General features: G+C 43.5%; 17 protein-coding genes. 7 read left to right on the forward strand and 10 right to left on the reverse strand.

The annotated features are described in order from the left end of the window. Positions 1-12 precede the first annotated feature (12 nt). A complete protein-coding gene (locus A587_RS0101820; protein WP_017216200.1) occupies positions 13-1,041 on the forward strand; it encodes a DUF3549 family protein in 1,029 nt (342 codons plus the stop codon). Then, positions 1,042-1,347, forward strand: coding sequence for a DUF3301 domain-containing protein (locus tag A587_RS0101825; protein WP_017216201.1), 306 nt, complete (start codon positions 1,042-1,044; stop codon positions 1,345-1,347). 75 nt (positions 1,348-1,422) lie between these two features. On the opposite strand, the gene A587_RS0101830 is transcribed toward A587_RS0101825, so the two are convergent. Together A587_RS0101830 and A587_RS0101840 are read right to left on the reverse strand one after the other, a co-directional pair. Further along, the gene (locus A587_RS0101830) at positions 1,423-1,770 is read right to left on the reverse strand and encodes a DUF805 domain-containing protein (RefSeq protein WP_017216202.1); all 348 of its coding nucleotides are present in this window, start codon (positions 1,768-1,770) and stop codon (positions 1,423-1,425) included. A 912-nt stretch (positions 1,771-2,682) separates the two neighbouring features. Further along, positions 2,683-3,315: an N-acetyltransferase gene (locus A587_RS0101840; protein WP_017216204.1), complete on the reverse strand. Its 633-nt coding sequence runs from the start codon at positions 3,313-3,315 to the stop codon at positions 2,683-2,685. 275 nt (positions 3,316-3,590) lie between these two features. On the opposite strand from A587_RS0101840, the gene A587_RS0101845 reads away from it, so the two are divergent. The 3 genes from A587_RS0101845 (at position 3,591) to A587_RS0101855 (ending at position 4,923) form a co-directional block, all read left to right on the forward strand. Further along, complete coding sequence (locus A587_RS0101845; protein ID WP_010370914.1) at positions 3,591-3,818, forward strand: DUF2789 domain-containing protein; 228 nt, start codon at positions 3,591-3,593, stop codon at positions 3,816-3,818. 71 nt (positions 3,819-3,889) lie between these two features. Then, entirely contained in the window at positions 3,890-4,150 is a 261-nt protein-coding gene (locus A587_RS0101850) for a hypothetical protein (protein WP_010370912.1), read from the forward strand. Continuing rightward, the gene (locus A587_RS0101855; protein WP_010370909.1) at positions 4,150-4,923 is read left to right on the forward strand and encodes a Zn-ribbon-containing protein; all 774 of its coding nucleotides are present in this window, start codon (positions 4,150-4,152) and stop codon (positions 4,921-4,923) included. Before A587_RS0101850 ends, A587_RS0101855 begins: the two co-directional genes overlap by 1 nt. 28 nt (positions 4,924-4,951) lie before the next feature. Here A587_RS0101855 and syd read toward each other — a convergent pair whose 3' ends face one another. Continuing rightward, positions 4,952-5,503 carry a SecY-interacting protein gene (gene syd, locus A587_RS0101860; protein ID WP_017216205.1) on the reverse strand — a complete coding sequence of 184 codons (552 nt, stop codon included), beginning with the start codon at positions 5,501-5,503 and terminating at the stop codon, positions 4,952-4,954. A 127-nt stretch (positions 5,504-5,630) separates the two neighbouring features. Here syd and queF point away from each other — a divergent pair, with 127 nt between their 5' ends. After that, positions 5,631-6,476: an NADPH-dependent 7-cyano-7-deazaguanine reductase QueF gene (gene queF / locus A587_RS0101865; RefSeq protein WP_017216206.1), complete on the forward strand. Its 846-nt coding sequence runs from the start codon at positions 5,631-5,633 to the stop codon at positions 6,474-6,476. Positions 6,477-6,536: 60 nt separating this feature from the next. Here the strand turns inward: queF and A587_RS0101870 are convergent, their stop codons facing one another. From A587_RS0101870 to A587_RS0101885, 4 genes are read right to left on the reverse strand one after another with little or no spacing between them, the layout of a single operon-like run. Next, entirely contained in the window at positions 6,537-7,403 is an 867-nt protein-coding gene (locus tag A587_RS0101870; protein ID WP_017216207.1) for a peptidylprolyl isomerase, read from the reverse strand. Between the two features lie 2 nt (positions 7,404-7,405). Next, positions 7,406-8,227 carry a transporter substrate-binding domain-containing protein gene (locus tag A587_RS0101875; protein ID WP_017216208.1) on the reverse strand — a complete coding sequence of 274 codons (822 nt, stop codon included), beginning with the start codon at positions 8,225-8,227 and terminating at the stop codon, positions 7,406-7,408. Next, on the reverse strand, positions 8,224-11,883 hold the full coding sequence (gene tamB, locus A587_RS0101880) for an autotransporter assembly complex protein TamB (protein WP_017216209.1): 3,660 nt from the start codon (positions 11,881-11,883) through the stop codon (positions 8,224-8,226). The genes A587_RS0101875 and tamB overlap by 4 nt, the downstream gene beginning before the upstream one ends. Further along, positions 11,883-13,619, reverse strand: coding sequence for an autotransporter assembly complex protein TamA (locus tag A587_RS0101885; RefSeq protein ID WP_017216210.1), 1,737 nt, complete (start codon positions 13,617-13,619; stop codon positions 11,883-11,885). The genes tamB and A587_RS0101885 overlap by 1 nt, the downstream gene beginning before the upstream one ends. 239 nt (positions 13,620-13,858) lie before the next feature. Here A587_RS0101885 and A587_RS0101890 point away from each other — a divergent pair, with 239 nt between their 5' ends. After that, positions 13,859-14,191 carry a ribonuclease E inhibitor RraB gene (locus A587_RS0101890; protein WP_017216211.1) on the forward strand — a complete coding sequence of 111 codons (333 nt, stop codon included), beginning with the start codon at positions 13,859-13,861 and terminating at the stop codon, positions 14,189-14,191. A gap of 15 nt (positions 14,192-14,206) precedes the next feature. Here the strand turns inward: A587_RS0101890 and A587_RS0101895 are convergent, their stop codons facing one another. From A587_RS0101895 to pyrC, 3 genes are all read right to left on the reverse strand, one after another. Then, on the reverse strand, positions 14,207-15,949 hold the full coding sequence (locus A587_RS0101895; RefSeq protein ID WP_017216212.1) for a DEAD/DEAH box helicase family protein: 1,743 nt from the start codon (positions 15,947-15,949) through the stop codon (positions 14,207-14,209). 111 nt (positions 15,950-16,060) lie between these two features. Beyond that, positions 16,061-16,366 carry an H-NS histone family protein gene (locus A587_RS0101900; protein WP_010370885.1) on the reverse strand — a complete coding sequence of 102 codons (306 nt, stop codon included), beginning with the start codon at positions 16,364-16,366 and terminating at the stop codon, positions 16,061-16,063. A gap of 167 nt (positions 16,367-16,533) precedes the next feature. Further along, positions 16,534-17,571, reverse strand: coding sequence for a dihydroorotase (gene pyrC, locus A587_RS0101905; RefSeq protein ID WP_017216213.1), 1,038 nt, complete (start codon positions 17,569-17,571; stop codon positions 16,534-16,536). Positions 17,572-17,640: the final 69 nt, after the last annotated feature.

The raw sequence follows: 17,640 nt of genomic DNA on the forward strand, positions 1-17,640 counted from the left end.
TATAGAGCATTCATGACAGCGCAAATTTCAACTTTAGGTGAATTACTAACAAACGCCGGTACGCAGTGGCGAGTCTATGATCTGGGTCGACGTATCACAAAAATAGATAAGAAGCAGTTTGCGCAAATTGAGAATACTCAAGTCCCTTATCCTTATCCGCTTGGTGGTTATGCCATCATGGCAATTCAATTTTGGGATAATGAGGCAACAGTTGATCCTTATGTTTGGTTTTTAAAATTTCCACTGGATGAGCAAAGTAAGCTCATTATCGCCAGTCGTGACCACTTTGCCTCCATGGTACTCGAAGCATTAGGTACACAACTTACGGGTGAGTCCGCTCAAGGGAAACTTGATAACAACCCTTATGTCTTCACGCCAAATGCGAACAAACTCGCTGCGTTCAATGCGCTATTAAAGCGTGAGCTTAATCGCCCAGCTTCTCAATATTACGAGCACGCCGAACTCTACTTTTCTGGCAAACTTGGGTTCGAGCGCTGGCAAGAAATAGCGCTACAAGGTATTGCTGACTTTGCCCTTCGTCTAGACCACTGTCATAACGCGAACAACCTGCAACAGGCGTGGTCAGTTTTGCCAGCAGAAGTTAAGACCCCATTAGCCGCAATGCTTGAGCACGTTACGATCTCAACATCACAAACCGAAGACTTTTTAGCCGCTTTAACCCATGCATGCCAACAGCAAGATAAGGACGCCGCAGTCACCAACTTGCGTGCGATGTCGGGAAGTCACGCGCTTGGTCTCATCACACAAGCAGTAGACACCATTTTAGCATCCGAATTGGGATCAGATGCAGATTGCTTACTCACTATTGCAGGGCGTGCTTGGGAGACTCTAACTGACCAGCAAAGACTCTTTTCCTATATGGAAAAAGCCGCTGAGAATAATCAAATCGATGGACTTTTCAGCAGTATTTTCGCAGACTTAGTTGCAATACCTATGTTACGCCCACATGTTTTAGGGATTATTAGAGCAGAAAATCGCAGTGAAACTCTGTCTCGTGCAATTGGAAGGTTATTTTCTTAAATGACAACGCTTTGGCTTTTTATCATCGTTTCATCTGTTATCGCGCTATTTTGGTATAGTCGCCAGATCGCAGAAGCAGCAAATAGGCATGCACAGCATCAAGCTGAAAATTTGCAAGTGCAACTGTTAAGTGTTGCCTGTATTAAGCGCCGTTTCGGGGTATTAAAGGACGGTAAGCTTGGAATAAAAAGCCAATTTATGTTTGAGTTTAGTTCAGATGGCGAGTCAGCCTATCAAGGTAAGCTTTACTTAGAAAATGAACGATTAGTCAAAAAAGAATTGCCCACTTATAAAATCGCAAGTTAATTCGGTAAGTGCGAAAGTAGGCACTTAAATTCATATGAATACAAGTGCCTGCTCTGAATTTATAGTACGACTATTTTAAACATATCCTTTGACGCTTGGTCCGTAGTCGTTTTCACCAACCTCACTATCCATGGTGGTGAAATATATCATCACTAATAAACCGACAATAGGCACAAAGCTCACAAGCAGCCACCAGCCCGAGCGTCCAGTATCGTGAAGACGACGAATAGATACGGCAACCGTCGGTACTAGAACTGTCAAATAATAGATACCTGTCAAAATAAGGGTTCCGAAAAGCCCATCGACAATCCCAATTGCAAAGCCTATCAACGCATTTATCAATATAAACATCCAGTATTCTTTGCGTCTTGAACGTCCACTAAAATCGGAATATCTTTTTAATACTGTTAAATACCATTCCATTTCTTTTTCCTTAGCTATTACGCCAACACCGTGCACTAAAAAATAAGACTAAAATGAGAGTAAAATAATCTAGCAATGAGATCGAAAGGTAACAATGAAACTGCAAGCGGAAAGTTTTGAAAACTTCAACTAAGTTACTAGGAAAATAAATATCAAATTTACAAACGCCACAAAAAACTAAGGCGCTAGCCTGTCTGCTGCGCCTCAATCCTGACGATTATCCCAAGAGGTATCCAATCCCTCTGCTTTACAACCCAAAAGCAATCCGCCAATTCTTCTTCCCCTGAACGGGTATGTACTCCGACCTACCCGAATCCCATCCTTGTGTCATCCATTAGCACTTCCAGTGCATCTCCATTTTAGCCCCCTTGGCCTCCACTTCGCTTCCCGCGCTCCTATGCCAACTTGGCTCCGCTTCACATATTCCCTATGTGCTCCCTATACATTGTTACGTCCAGTGTAACCCATCCACTTCGCAATCATCCAGATTGCGCTCCTTCATCCTAGAGCCTTGCTCATCCCTATTTACTCTTCCTTGCTCCACTACGCTTCCCGCGCTCCTTGACACTCCATGTGTCTCCTTATCCCTAGTGAAGCTCCGCTTCACACTCGCTTCCTCGAGTTCCTGATCTTCCTTGCCTTATGCAATACATCCTTCTCTTGTTGTCAAATTCCTTATCCTTTGACGCTGAGCTCCTGCTCTTGTGTTTCCTTACATTGTTAAGTTTACGGGGATTGAGTATTTTTGTTAGATAGCTAGGAACAATCTTTTTGCTGTCATTTAAAAGAAAAGTAGAACAATTCATTTAAAAACAAAAAGATAAGCAAAAATAACACTACAAATTCGGTACTACAAAGCGCCTTAACCCACATTCTCGTAGGAGATATCTCACAGGGTAATTTCCATTGTTGCTATTTGCTCTTAAATAACAATGTGCCTTCTACAGAGCTAAACGCCATTTTTTGTAAAACTTGATAACCGTGACCCGCAAAAAACTGCGCGTGTTCTGGCTTAGTAATAAATACTGCCATCCCTTTCGTTTCTTCACTTTGTGCAATTAAATCATCCAGCGCGGTGAGTAAATAGTGACCATAGCCAAGACCTTGAACATGTGGGTCAACGGCAATTAGGGATAAAAAGTGACACGGCTCCTGCGTTTGCAACGCTTGTCTAATCGACTTTTCTTTATCAATAAGCTGCTGCGTTTGCAAATATCCCGCACTCATCATGAGTCGTAATCGCCAATGCCACTGCCGATTTGCGTCCAATTCATCGCCATTCGCAATAACGCATGCTACCGCGACCAATCTATCTTGATGATATAACCCCACCATAGGCTGACCCGTTTGGCCAAATGCCGACAACTCTTCTCGTATTAAGGCTCTGAGTTTTTTTTCAAAAATTGCTTCTTGTTTTGCCTCCAATACCTGCTTGAGTAGCGGATCATCGTGGTAAGCCTGATACAACACACTCGCGGCTACATTGATATCTTCTGGGTTTAAATATCTAACTATTAATTCATGTTGAGAAGTTTCTACTGACATCACGGTTCCTTATTGTTATTTCCCCAAGCTTCTGATAATCATGCCGAAATACTACCTAATATCAAAACCTCAGAATTTTTCTGTGTACTCCAATAATTTACGGCTACTCGCTTGTGATAGATATTGATACAAGTCACAATTTATTCAGTCGTGGACAGGTATATTTATCCTCGCATTAGTCATTATGGTTTTTATCGATGATGACTTGCTAAAGGTTTTACAACCACCTTTACTATAGTTAGTGAGTAAAATTCAAGCAAACGAGGGAGAACGAAATGGATACTAGTCGCCACACTATGAGTACTTTATTTGCCCAACTAGGGCTCGACAACAATCCCAAGGCGATTGAAGGGTTTGTCAAACAACACCGCCTTCCTGATGATATGCTGTTAAGCCAAGCACCATTTTGGAATGAAGGACAGCGTCACTTTATTGAAGAATCATTGAAAGAAGACGCTGATTGGAGTGAAATCATTGACGAACTAGATGCGATGTTAAGATAGCTAAAGCAATCGCTCCTTGCGTAACTTGGTGCTATGATCCACTCCTATGATTAAGGCGTTTAGGAACCTCTATGCACCCTGCCGTTGCCAGAGCTATCAAAAAATTAGTCGATAGTGGAAAGACTCCAACCGTCGCGCTAACAAAAAGCAAATTAACTCAAAGCGTCGCAATGCCAGACGTCATCTCAGGCATTGCTGCGTACAAACAAGACCCTACCTGTATTGATCACTTTCAAGAGGTTGAAGAGGTCGTCAAAGCAAGTTCACAAAGCCAATTAGATAGAATTGAAGCTAAGCTTGATAAGCTCATTGCCTTATTGGAGAAGTCGTAGTGTTTGTTGTCGACTTAACTTTTGATTGCTATGAGGAAACCACCTTAGATGCTGCCGAGCAGGCCATTAACCGTGTGGTCAATGCGCTTCGCTTTAATGGTCAAATCATTGGTGACGAATTTCCAACTGTACTTAAAGATGGCTATTTCGTTACTCGTGTGATGTGTCCAGAAGAAGACGCTTTGCATCCATTAAACCATAGTCCTTTTGTGAAGTTTGCAATTGACCAGCTACAGCAATCAGGCTTGCTTGCACCTAAGGTCAAAGTTTTTGGGCAAGATATACATGCCAACAGCGCTGATGCCTGTCATGAACCGTCAAGCTACATTCTCTACACCACATACGTACACACTTGTAGTCCACTGTATTGTGGCGACGACTTTTTACCAGTACCTTTATATAAAATCCCAGCTATTGCCAACGGTGATTACAAAGCACTGATCAAATGGAAAGAAGATTGGCAAGCCTGCGATCAAATACAGATCAATGGCGCAACTCGCTGCGAATTTGCTGCATTGGAAGAAATTTCCAGCACGGGTAGCGATTTGTTTAGACGCGGCATGGATTTGAGCAAACGTATTCGCTATCTCACGAAAAAACCGGTTTACTATTATCTGTATCGTGTTGGCGGCGAAAACCTCGCCGCAGAAAAAGCAAGAAAATGCCCAAGCTGCCAGGGAGACTGGTTACTTGAAGAGCCTTGGTTCGGCCTTTTCGACTTTCGCTGTGAAACTTGCCAATTGGTCTCGAATATTTCGTGGGACTTTCAATAAGGAGCGCAAGCTCCTTTATATCAATTAGCTATATTGGGTAGTTGACTGTCAGTTTTTCCACAAACTCTGCGATAGAATCAGCCAAAACATGGTGCTGCTTCTTACCGACAAACTCTAACCCAACTTGACCCGTAGCGATATCGACCGACACCAATAAGTCATCTGCTTCTGTTAAGCCAATAAACACGGTTTCAGGTTGTTTGAGCCTGCGCTTCATTAAAATATGGCCGGTGATATTTTGCTGCAAGCGCTCGAAGTCATCTTCGTTCCATACTTGCAGTAGCTCAATTTGCTTACCCTCAATGAATGCCACGATATTGCCAGCAAAGAAATCACCATACAGTCCGTTCAATCCCTCAGGAAATTGCGTTTCCAACGCTTTGGCTAAATCATTTAAATGTCCCGCTGGTGAGCGCTCTACCGCTAGCCATTTTATCTCGTTAAGCTTGTTCGGTTCACCCTGCTCACATGGGCTTGGCCAACTTTCATCATGCTCGGTGCTCGGTAAATCTTTAAAGGTCTGTTGATGATAATCTACATAGGCTTGATGCAAGCGCGCCATATTTACGGGCTGAGTCATATATAAAGCTCTCTTTATTTTTCTCACTGCGGGCTGAATACTTGTTTCGTGCAATTAAGCAAATTGCTATTAATCCCGAGGTGAACATTCGTTATAATGACCGCATTGTAACGAGATTTGAATTAACATGACAGACTACAGTAACTCGCCAGAGCTGCAATCTTCTGTGCTTGGTAAAACCACAGAATACGCCAGTGTTTATACTCCAAGCCTGCTGCACCCCATTGCACGTAAACTTAATCGTGACCAAATCAATGTTGATGAGTCCGCTTTACCATTTAAAGGTGAAGATACCTGGACAGGCTACGAATTGTCTTGGCTCAATAACAAAGGTAAACCTCAAGTTGCGGTTGCCACTTTTGTGTTTCCTTGCCAAAGCTCACATATCATTGAGTCAAAATCGTTCAAACTTTACTTGAATAGCTTTAACCAAAGTCGCTTTGATACGATGGAAACCGTGCGCCAAACGCTAGCTGCGGATCTTTCCACGGCATCAAATAGCCAAGTTAGCGTGACATTATTTGGCGCAGACGAATTCGATTGTATTCCTTTCTCGCGCCTCCCTGGTGAGTGTATCGATGAGCTTGATATTGAAGTTGATAGCTACACACCAAATAGTGACTTACTACAACTTGCCTCTGAGGATATGGTTGACGAGACGCTTCACAGCCACTTACTCAAGTCAAATTGCTTGATCACCTCACAGCCAGACTGGGCAAGCGTGGTGATAAGTTACCGTGGTAAGCAAATCGACCGAGAAGCGCTGCTTAAGTACCTGATCTCATTCCGTGATCACAACGAGTTCCATGAGCAATGTGTGGAACGCATTTATTGTGAGCTTTGGCGCACCTTTAACCCTGAAAAATTATCGGTTTATGCGCGCTATACTCGCCGCGGCGGGTTAGATATCAATCCATATCGTTCGAGTGAACAAGATCAAACTCCGTATGCGGTAAGAACTAACCGACAGTAAAACGTAAAAAAGCCATGTTCTCACATGGCTTGGCTTTTTATCACATCTAAGTATTGCTATTTATTCCCCTGTCGCGTCTTCCATTTCAACCGGGACGGGGACCGAACATATGTCGGTGTGATTTGGTGTATCAACAAACCAATCTCCCGCTCTATTTTTACGCGCAGCAATTAGCGACTCAAAAATCGGCGTATTTGTCTTCAGCCTTTTAAACGAAGGCGCACCTTTTACATCAGCAAGCACCGTAACCCCTTTGATAACATTGAACGCTTGTCCAGCAACAGGTTTACGATCTAGGTGCTGAACATGCTCCATTCCCGATAACAACTGTCCAAACACGGTAGTATTTTTGTCTAGGTATCGCTGCGGCGTCAACGTAATGTAAAACTCGGTACCACCACTGTTAATATCGTTGGTTCTGGCCATGGCAAACGAACCAACGCAGTGCGTCATCCAGGTTTTGGTGCCAGCATCATTTTGTCCTACGGCAAAACCATTTAAAAACCCGGTACGTGGCGCGTAGCCATCCACAGCATCTAGCGATGTGATCTTCAAGGTTGGTTCTGTGCTATGAAAAAACTCGGCGGCAATCGCTTTTTTTCCTTTTTGCGGCATTTTCTTGTCCGACATATCGCCGCCTTGGGCCACAAAGTTTTCCACAAACCGATACATACTCAAGTTTGTGTAAAACCCCTCTCGCGCTAACGCTTTAATATTTGCCACATGATTAGGCGCAAGTTCAGGGTTAAGCGCGATATAGACCGGTCCTGTTTGTAGTTCTATTTTAAGAATATTTTCAGGGTCCAGCTGCTGCCAGTCGCTGCTTTTGGCCTCAGCAACGACTTCCGATGGTGACTTTGTATCAGGTTTTGCTAAGACAGGGGATGTACTTATGGCAAGCGCAATAAGTAGTAAGGTTTTTTTCATTATTATTTTCCTTGTTTATACCAATAAAATGGCACCTCCAACGGCGCACTGGGTGGCAGGTTTGGATTGTCTAATTCTATGACTGTTTTGTTTTTAAGATCTAGCTTTTCAAGACGAGCGGAAAAGTGTTTTAAGAATAACGCCTCAAATCGGCCATCTTGTAATGCGCTTTTGAGGCCTTTCTCAATTTGGCTATGGAGCAACGGGTTGTCGTGAGAAACAAAAAAGTATACCGCCGAAGGGTAGTAAAACACCACGTGCTGATCTGCGACCAAGTCCGTGTCACTCAGTGCAGCTTCCATACTCACTAAATCGCTTGGCAACACATCAAAACGTTTTTTCAACAACATGTCGTAACCACTGTCTTCCTGTGAGAAAGAAGTCACACTAAGGCCGTTACGCTCAAAAATCTGATGGTCTGGCCAATCTCTGCGTAAACCAAAAGTAACTCGGCGCAAGTCGCCAATGTAGCGTACTCCACTCAGTAAGGCTTGATTATGTCTGTGTACTAAAGGAATGCGATAACCCAAAATCCCTTTCACTAGGGGAATGCGAATTGCGCTCGCGGCCTTTTCGCGCTGTGAGTTAGTCACTAACCAACTGACATCCAGCCCCCCTTTTTCTCCAAGTAGGCGCACCGCTCTGTCTTGAGAAGGAATACTTCTCACTGATACGAGCCTCGCTGACTCTATCTGGGATGACAAACTCAAAGTAAGCAACTCTATAATGTACGGATCGGCACCAGCGCTGATTCTAATTTCCGTTGTTTCTTGTGCTTTGAGAGGAAATATCACAAAACCTAGAGCGAGCCAGAGCAGTTTCATTTGTCATCCCAATCAAATTTGTATAAGAAGTCTATACTGTTGTACAAACCGCTCGTGGCTTCAACATAAAACTTCGAAAAAACACGATAACGCAGCGCAATTTCATTAATAGACTCAAATACCCCAACCCGATAACTGACCTGAACATTGGGGGTGATATAGCCTGACACCTCAACTTGTGTATCGTCACCACTGCCTTTTGCTGATAGGTTAACATCCGAAAGTCCAAGCGATTCCCCCGCCTTACTAAAGAATCCTTCACTGCGGTCAATTCCCTGTGAGAGTAAAAACTGCGTGAGTAGCGCATTGTTAGAGGTTTCTGACTCCCCTAAAGGCTGCCCGTTAAGTAGGTATGACAGTGCCTTGGCTTGGTCCATTGCTGGCTCTGAAAACACAGTCAAACGCGGCTTAGCAATATTGCCAGTGAGCTCAACTCCGGCTATCACATCATTGGCGGTTGTCGCTGGATTTCGAATAGCTCGAATGTTCAAATATGGTTTATCTAATGCACCATTGAAGCCAATTTGTCCTGTGCGGATCAACAAGTCTTGGCCAAATGCACGGTATTTCCCCTCTCGCAATTGCAACTCTCCCGTTGCCAGCATTGGCGACTCAACTTGCTTATCAATTTCGATTGCACCGGTAACAAAGCTATCTAGCCCAAGCGCTTTCACCCTAAAATTATCTTTAACGGTCAGTTTTAAATCTATTTCATGTTGAACTGGCACCGACATCTGCTTTTGCACCTTAGCATCAACAATAACTTCATCATCGCTTGGCGAGGTGACTCCCTCAGGCAGAGATTCAATGTTTACTCGGCCAAACGGCACCACAATTTCTCCAAGTACTCGCGCAATCTTATCTTTATAGGCAAGTGTTAAATCAGGGCTTGCGGTTAGTTCAATCTGTGAGTCAGGTTGCACATAAATATTCTCGCCCTTTATTTTGACTTCGGCAGAGAGCTCGGGCGACCAATAGGCTTCGCCAGTGAGTGCCACCTTGCCGCCTTTTGCTGCAGTTAACTCAGCCTCAAGTTGAGCAGAAGTGGTATTAAAATCAAGATTGATGTGACCTTTATCGATTTCCACAGGCAAAGAGTCCGAAGACATAAATAAGCGCTGAGCGGTTAGTTTACCGTTCACTTCTGGGGCTGCGAGGCTACCTGAGATATTTATATCCCCTAACACTTCCCCTTGCAGGTCAAAGCTTTGTTCCGTTACTCGGTTTAGTAGCGCTGACAATTTAGCTAGCTCAATTGACTCTATTTTTACGTTACCAGCTAATTGAGGGGATTGTTTATCTAGCGGCACACGTGTATCACCACTGAACTTACCTAAGGTATCGGAGGTCATGCGCCAATCAGCGTGGATTTGCTTGTTATTGGTTTTTAGTAACGCTTTAAATTCGGAAATTGAAAATGTTTGCCCATGAGTCGTAATGCCAGCATCAACAATGTTCAGCTCGCCATCGGCTCGCGTTACTTGGCCATTTTGCCACGCAAGTTTAGCCACGGCCTGAGTTTCACCTGTTATTTTTAGCTCTGCTGGCAACCAAGTTTGTAGTTTAGCCAGTGCCAACTTCTCCAGTTTAACATCGGCTTGCCCTTGTGTGCCCTTTTGCTCGGCTGCAAAACACAAATCAGTATCATCTATCTGCCAACACTGCTTTGCAATGCGCTGACTGACATCACTGATCACGATTGCGGCGGGACTTTGCAATGCAATTGTTTGCCCTTGAGAAGTTACCTCACCAGACGACAATTCTCCCTGCCAAGTTGACTGCTGCATCTTGCCATTGATTTCAAAGCTTGCAACCACTCGTTTATCACGAATATCCAATGTCGCGTTATGTTGCTGCTGGTTGCCATTCACAGCTAAACGAATGTCTTCAACCATTTCAGAGTCAATAATCAAACGGTCTAGTGCCAGTCTAATTTGCCCAGTCACTTCATTGGCAATATCAACCGAGCCTTTCGTCGTTAAGCCATGTAGTGCTATATTTTGGTAGCGCACAGAGTCAAACTTAATATCGGTCTGAATACTCGGCTTGAGGTGGTCGCCCTGAATAAAGATTTCACCACTGCCCTTCAAGTCGGCTGGAATAAGCGTATTTGCCGCCTGCTCAAACTGAAAGTCAATATCGAGATCTAACTGCTGACCAAGCTCACCGCTTACCGTCAGGCTATTTTTGCCATAATTCAGGCGTGCATGGCTAAACTCACCTAGCAGGCTCTCATCCACAACGACCTTAACGTCCGCATTAAGTGGTGTACCCGCTACTTTACCATCGAGCTTAAAGCGCTCAACATTAACTTGCCACTGTTCACCTTGGCTCACAAAATCGAGCGCGAATTGCCCTGCCAGCATATCGTTTTCCGTCAGGCCTGCATCGTATTGCACTAGTCCTAGCAGCCTATCGATTGGTAGCTGAGAAAAGTCCCCGTTCACTTTGCCCTTCACGCCTTGCGACCAGTTCACTTGTCCTGCTATTTGCGCTTGCGCTTTTTCAAGCTGAAGCTTGGCTTTAGCAAGTGTAAATGCTTGTAGTCCACCTTGCCCTTCAAGTGTCGCGGTGACATCACCAAACTGCACTGTATTAACAGCGATTGAGCCTGATAAATTGTATTTTGAGGCATCTCCGCTCAAGCCGAGTGTTGCACCTTTTAAAGTTGTGGACCCTGACGGAATGACTAACTTATCTATTTGACCCTGTAACTCAAAAGGCCAGTTTTTCGTTGTCAAATCCGCATGGGCTTGCAGTTTTGCAAACGCCATTCCCTCACTATTCAAAGTAAGCGTGAGATCGTGAGGGCGACCCGCCAGTGTTAAACTGGCTAACCCCTGTGGCGCACTCAAGGTTGACCTAAGATCAACAGTCCAGTCGTTAAGCAAGACTTCTGCCGCCGCTGATATAAACCATTCTTGATAGTTAAGCTGAACCTGCTCCACGTCCACATTTTCATCCACTACAACTTGAGAAAGCTTGATATTCTCAAGCGTCTGCTCATCTATCGCGAGGTTGTTAATCTTTAACTCGCCGAGCTCAGCGGTTAGCGGCAGGTCTATCTTAGGTAGTTGGAGTGGCGCTAATGCATTAAGTGGTACTGGCGATTTTGCAGGCACGGGCTTATCGGTTGCCTTTGTGGTCAACTTTACACTGTCTAACAGCAAAAAAGGGACATTAAAATGTGAGCCAGAACCTGAAAGCTGCGTGTCTAAGCCTTGCAATTGCACTCTAATATCCGGCGTTTCCAACGAAAATTGCTGAACTTGCGCACGTTTTATTGCAATTGGCAGTGGTAACTCAACTTGGCCACTTTCAGTAGTTTCCGCTTCACTGACACTTTTCTGCTTTTGTACAATCGCTATCTCTTTTGCGTCTAGCGCAATGCAAACGCTGGCACAAGTCAACCACTCAACAGTAACTTTGGTGTCTCTAAGGCGAATATCGATATCGTCATTGTGATAACGCAACGTAAGATTGGCGCCAGATAATAAGCGCTTGTCTAAGCTATCGATTGCTAACCCTGAAACCGTTTTATTCGCTACCCAAACCAGTAACTTTTGCCCCGGCAAGGTAAAGCATAAACAAACCAAAAGTAAAAATAGGCTGATAATGGCAGTAATGATTTTGATTCTTAAGCTTCTGAACTGCATTAGATTTCAGGTCCTATAACAATACTGAGACGGGTGCTTTTACTTTCTTTGGTCAACCCCCAAGCATGGTCGAGCCGGATTGGGCCAACGGGGGTTAAATAACGAAAACCAAACCCGGCCCCAACTTCCCAAGCGTCCGAGAAATCGTTCGTTGCAGTACCCGCATCAACAAACAAAGCGGCTCGCCAACTTGGATGGAATTGATAGTTATATTCCACTGTGCCAGTGGCTAAATATCTGCCACCAAGTATGCGCCCTTCGTCATCGCGAGGACCGATAGATTCATAGGCAAAACCACGGATACTTTGATCTCCCCCTGCAAGGAAACGATGGGTAAACGGAATTTGGTCAATATCCTTTGTCACGATCGCCCCTAAGTCTAAGCGACCAAAAAACAAGTGCTTGGTTTCAAAGCTTCTTAGCCATTCATTGTTCCATCTCACTTTCAACATATTTGCAGACGATAGTACAGAATCTGCTGCGGCTTCAATGGAGATCAGGCGCTCATTCCCCCAGTAAGGTAGCGCGCCACCTTTACTTTCTTTCTTTAAGTAGCTAATGCCTGGGATCAACATTTCCGTGCGTTGTTTTTCGCCTAACTGTTCTGTGGTTTCATGTTCACGTTTCAAAAACGCCGTTCTCACCCACTCATCATCCGTTAGCCATTGTCGCTGTACCTGTACGTTCCAAATCCGACTGTTGATCCCTTCCGTTACTTCATCCTGCACTTTATAGCCGCCTAACACACGCCACAAATCGTCGTTAGGATTGTCTACTGGAATGGTATAACTGGCAGTGATATCTTGTTGCTTTTGCGATAGCCTCAGATTGGACTCAAAGGAATGGCCATCCTCGGTGATCCAGGGTTTAGTCCACTTAAAACGGGTTTTTGCACCCACATCATCACTGTAGCCAGCACCCACTTCAAAGCTATTTGCGGGTTTGTCTTCAACACTCACTCGAACTGGGATCTGATCGCTCGTCCGGTCCTTTAACAGCGGATAAACCTTTATCGCACTAAAATAAGGGGTGGCATTTAAAGACAGATTAAAGTCAGACAAGAGGCTCGCTTCAAACGGCTGCCCTTTCGAAAATGGGCTTAGCGAACGTATATAGTTAGCCGCTTTGGTGTTTCCCTCAATAGCAAGGTCGCCAAATTGATATCGTTTACCAGTGTTGAGAAGCAGCCGCACGCCAGCATAGCGATTCGCTTTGTGAACAAGCAATTTGGACTCTTGCCATTGATAATCAAAATATCCAAGTTCTAGTAGCTCGCTTTCAAAGCGGCTTTTCGTTGCCTGATAATCACTATGATTGACTTGCTTGCCAACTTGGATCGGTACATCTTTGATAAGCGAAACTAAATCCGCATTGTCCCTACCCGCACCCACAAGCTCAATATTAATATCTTTCCATTTCAGTGGTGCTTCAAGTTTGACTTCGGCTATGACGTTTTGCCCTTCCCCACTGAGTTGAATATCAAAATGATAATAACCTAAAGCATGCAAAGCGCGACGTATGTCTGCACGCACCTCTTTCATCACCCGAGGGACTTTTGGCTTACCTTTGTAAGATTTTAAAAAACCAGTGATGTTGTCTTCTACGTCGCCGTTTTCGACTTTGACTTCAATGTTGGAGATTTTTACTGATGCAGGACGAGACTCAGCACCTGCGTTAAACGAGAAAAAGCAGCACAAAAAAAGCGCTAATGTTAAACAAGAGAAATACGGCTTCATTAAAATAAAACGACCTAAATATCGCGACTTATGGGCATCGATAATGCCATTGTGCTTGTGAAAATGGATACTGTAAAACGACTTTTCAGAGAAACTACTATTTTACTGAGCTGAAGCTGAACATAGGGTGTATTTTGTTGTAACGCAGTGGGTTTTATCGCACATTTATTTACATTCATCCTTTTTATTTTCTTGCAGATGACGGACAATAGCAGCAATTGAACCTGCAGAGTGAAATTATGCAATTCCCAAATGATGATAACGGTGAGCTTCTAGCTGAGATTGCCGCTGCTGGCGTTGATCTGACGCAAATGCAGAATATCGATTTTTATATTCTTTTCGAGCAAGCTGATGATGCTAAGCGTTTCATTAGCGCGATTGAGAAAGACGAATTAGCACCGAAAACCCAGTTACAACAATGTCCTGACACAGGCGTTTGGGAAGTGATCACCACGGTGACTATGGTCCCGATGCACGAGCTACTGAGTCAAACGGAGCAATACCTTGAAAGCATAGCCAATGGTTATGAAGGATATGGTGATGGCTGGGGCTTAATGGCCTCGGAAGAATAAACCGCCACAGAAAGGCTAACTTTTGTCAGCCTTTCTGTAGCTTCCTTGATAATCAAACAGCTTTTCAGAAACCTGCCAACCAAACTTCTTGTGTAATTTAGCAATCACGAAATCCGGTGCAATCAAATCAGTATCTATCACTTCTTCAGCTGACTGCCATTTTGCAGGTGCCGACGTAGATTTTCGCCGCTTTGCAAATTGCTGGTGGAATATAAATAGACTCTTTTGATTAGAGAAGTCATAGACTTCACTGCAACTTGCCCCATCCTCGTCAAAGTAAGTAATTTTTAACTTATTACCACTAAGCACTTCGCCACAGAGTCCGCTGCAGCGTAGTACCATTGCATGTTTTAAATTCAGTGCGGCACGCAATTTATCATCTGGGTCGGCCATTATTGCGCCGCACTGATGGCATTGCCTTGCAGCAATATCATTTTCTGCACCGCATTGCTCACATTCTTTATACTTAAAACGATAATCACATTGCTGCGAGTGACCTTCATCGTCTTCAAGCAATCCCTGACAGCGCCTACCAAAATGCTCAATAAGCTTGCCTTGCTCGTCTACCTTGCCCCAGAAAATATTGGCAAAACCACAACCAGGACACAGCACCTGTACGGGCTCATTGTCTGAATTTGGCTTTTTACTTCCCACTTCAGGTGCAAATAAGTCAAAGTCGTTGCCTGCATAATCAATGACAAAGCAATCTTCTTTGTTTTCGTCTAACCTAAGTCCTCTGCCTACAATCTGCTGATAGAGGCTCACGGACTCCGTGGGTCTCAAAATAGCGATAACATCAACATGGGGCGCGTCAAACCCAGTAGTCAGCACAGAAACATTCACTAAATACTTAATTTCTCTATTTTTGAACTGGATGATAAGTGCATCTCTCTCGGCAGATTTGGTTTCACCCGTGATAAGCGCACTATATTGCGTGGGTAAATAGCCGAGAATTTCTTTTGCATGCATAACCGTCGCGGCAAAAATCATTACTCCCGCCCTATTTTCACTGAGCGCCAGTAAATGAGTGATAATGCTCTTTGTTGCACGAGTTTGTGCTTGTAATAATGTATTCATATCAGATTCTGAATAACGCCCAAACGAATCTGTACTTAAACTAGAAAAATCATAATTCTCAACGGCAGGATCAATTTTATTAGGCGGCGTCAGATACGAATTTTTTATCATATATCTAAGCGGTAATTCGTAAATACACTGCTTAAATGGTGAATCAGCTTTTCCTCTAACAAAACCGTGATAATGTTTATGATATATCCACCCCATCCCCAAACGATAAGGGGTTGCTGTTAAGCCCAGTAACTTTAGTTCAGGATTAAACTGAGCCAGCTGGTTTAAAATTTGCTGATACTGACTATTATCTTCCCCACTCACTCGGTGACATTCGTCAATGATAACTAATGAATAAAATTGATTGAGTTGTGATAAGTTTCGAGACAATGACTGCACGCTGGCAAAAGTCACTTGGTGCTGTAACGACTTTTCTTTTAATCCAGCAGAAAAAATACTCGCTTGTAACCCATAGCTTTTATATTTTTGTGCATTTTGTTCTACGAGCTCCTTAACATGAGTCAATACTAATATTTTGTGTTTCGCAAGCCGTGCAAGCTCCGCAATCACTAGACTCTTTCCGGCCCCTGTAGGTAATACAATAACGGCTGACTCGCTTGATTTTCGAAAGTGATTCAGCGTATTTTGTACCGCTTCTTGTTGGTAAGGTCTTAAAACGTAAATAAGCACCTCAGGATATAAATAATTAAGTCAAAAAAGGCGTATCCATAAGATACGCCTTTTATTTATGCTATTTTAAAAAGCTGTTCAATACCGAACAACCTTCATAATAAAGTATTGTTAGATTAGATAATCATCTAGGTTAACACCTTGGAATACTTTAGGTGTTTTACCACGGCCAGTCCACTCAATTACTTCACCGTCTTTTTCAATTCGGTATTTTGCTTTTACTTTAGAACGACGGTCAGCTGGCGTAGTGCCTACTAAATCATCAAGCGTAAGTCCTTTTTCTTTCAGCATAGCCAATACTTCTTCTTTAGCCTGCTGTTGTTCCTTTTGCTCGTCCAGTGCTTTTTGAATAAGCTCTAACGCTTTTTCCAAATCACCGTAGCTTGCATTTTTAATAAAAGACTTGATCTCACGCATTGATACTCTCTCAATTAAGCTTAGTTTTAATATTTATATTGAATACTATATTAAAATTAATAAAAAACAAATTGTATTCTATGAATTTTAATTTTGTTACGAAAAAAGCGCCATAATGGCGCTTTTTAGTTAGAATTAAGAAGATTTAATTACATTTTGTTTAAATCTTATTCAACTTTCCAATCAATTGTCGACCCAGCTTTAATTGGCACGACCGTTCCTTCACCTAATTTGTATGTATCAGGCACTTGCCAAGGAGACTTAGTCAGCGTAATGGTATCCGTATTGCGCGGTAAGTCATAAAAGTCCGGACCAAAGTGACTCGCAAAACCTTCTAACTTATCCAGCGCATTTGCATCTTCAAATGCCTCTGTGTAAAGCTCAATTGCGGCATGTGCAGTGTACGCACCGGCACAGCCACATGCGGCTTCTTTTTTATCTTTCGCATGAGGGGCTGAGTCAGTGCCCAAGAAGAATTTTTTACTTCCGCTTGTCGCCGCTTCAATTAACGCCTGTTGATGCGTATTACGCTTTAAGATAGGTAAGCAATAATAGTGAGGACGAATGCCACCAGCCAACATATGATTGCGGTTATAAAGCAAATGATGAGCTGTGATAGTTGCAGCAACGTTGTCAGGCGCTTGATTAACAAAATCAACTGCGTCTTTTGTTGTGATATGTTCGAGTACAATTTTTAACGTTGGGAAGTTATCAACGACTTTGGACAGTTTTGTCTCAAGGAATACTTTTTCTCTATCAAAGATATCAATAGAAGAGTCCGTCACTTCACCGTGCACGAGTAGCAACATGCCAACTTCTTGCATCGCTTCGAGCGCTGGATATACATTTTCAATATCCGTTACACCCGATGCTGAGTTTGTCGTTGCACCGGCTGGATATAATTTAGCTGCAACAATATGGCCAGTTGCTTTCGCTTTTTTGATTTCTTCAGGAGTCGTGTTATCCGTAAGATATAACACCATTAGAGGCTGAAAGTTACCTTGAGGATTAGCGGCCATAATGCGGTCACGATAAGCCAAAGCAGTCTCTGTGCAAGTTGCTGGTGGTACAAGGTTTGGCATGATAATCGCGCGGCCCATGTAGCGACTTATATCTCTTACCGTGTCAACCAAGACATCACCATCACGTAGGTGCACATGCCAGTCATCTGGTCGTGTAATCGTTAACGTTTGTTTGCTCGTCATTGCTCTCTTCCACTGCTGAATTTGCCCGATCATAGGCTGCACATGGGTGTTAGTAAAGTTTTTCAGGCC

The sequence above is a fragment of the Pseudoalteromonas sp. NJ631 genome, from assembly GCF_000276645.1.
Lineage (GTDB): Bacteria > Pseudomonadota > Gammaproteobacteria > Enterobacterales > Alteromonadaceae > Pseudoalteromonas > Pseudoalteromonas piscicida.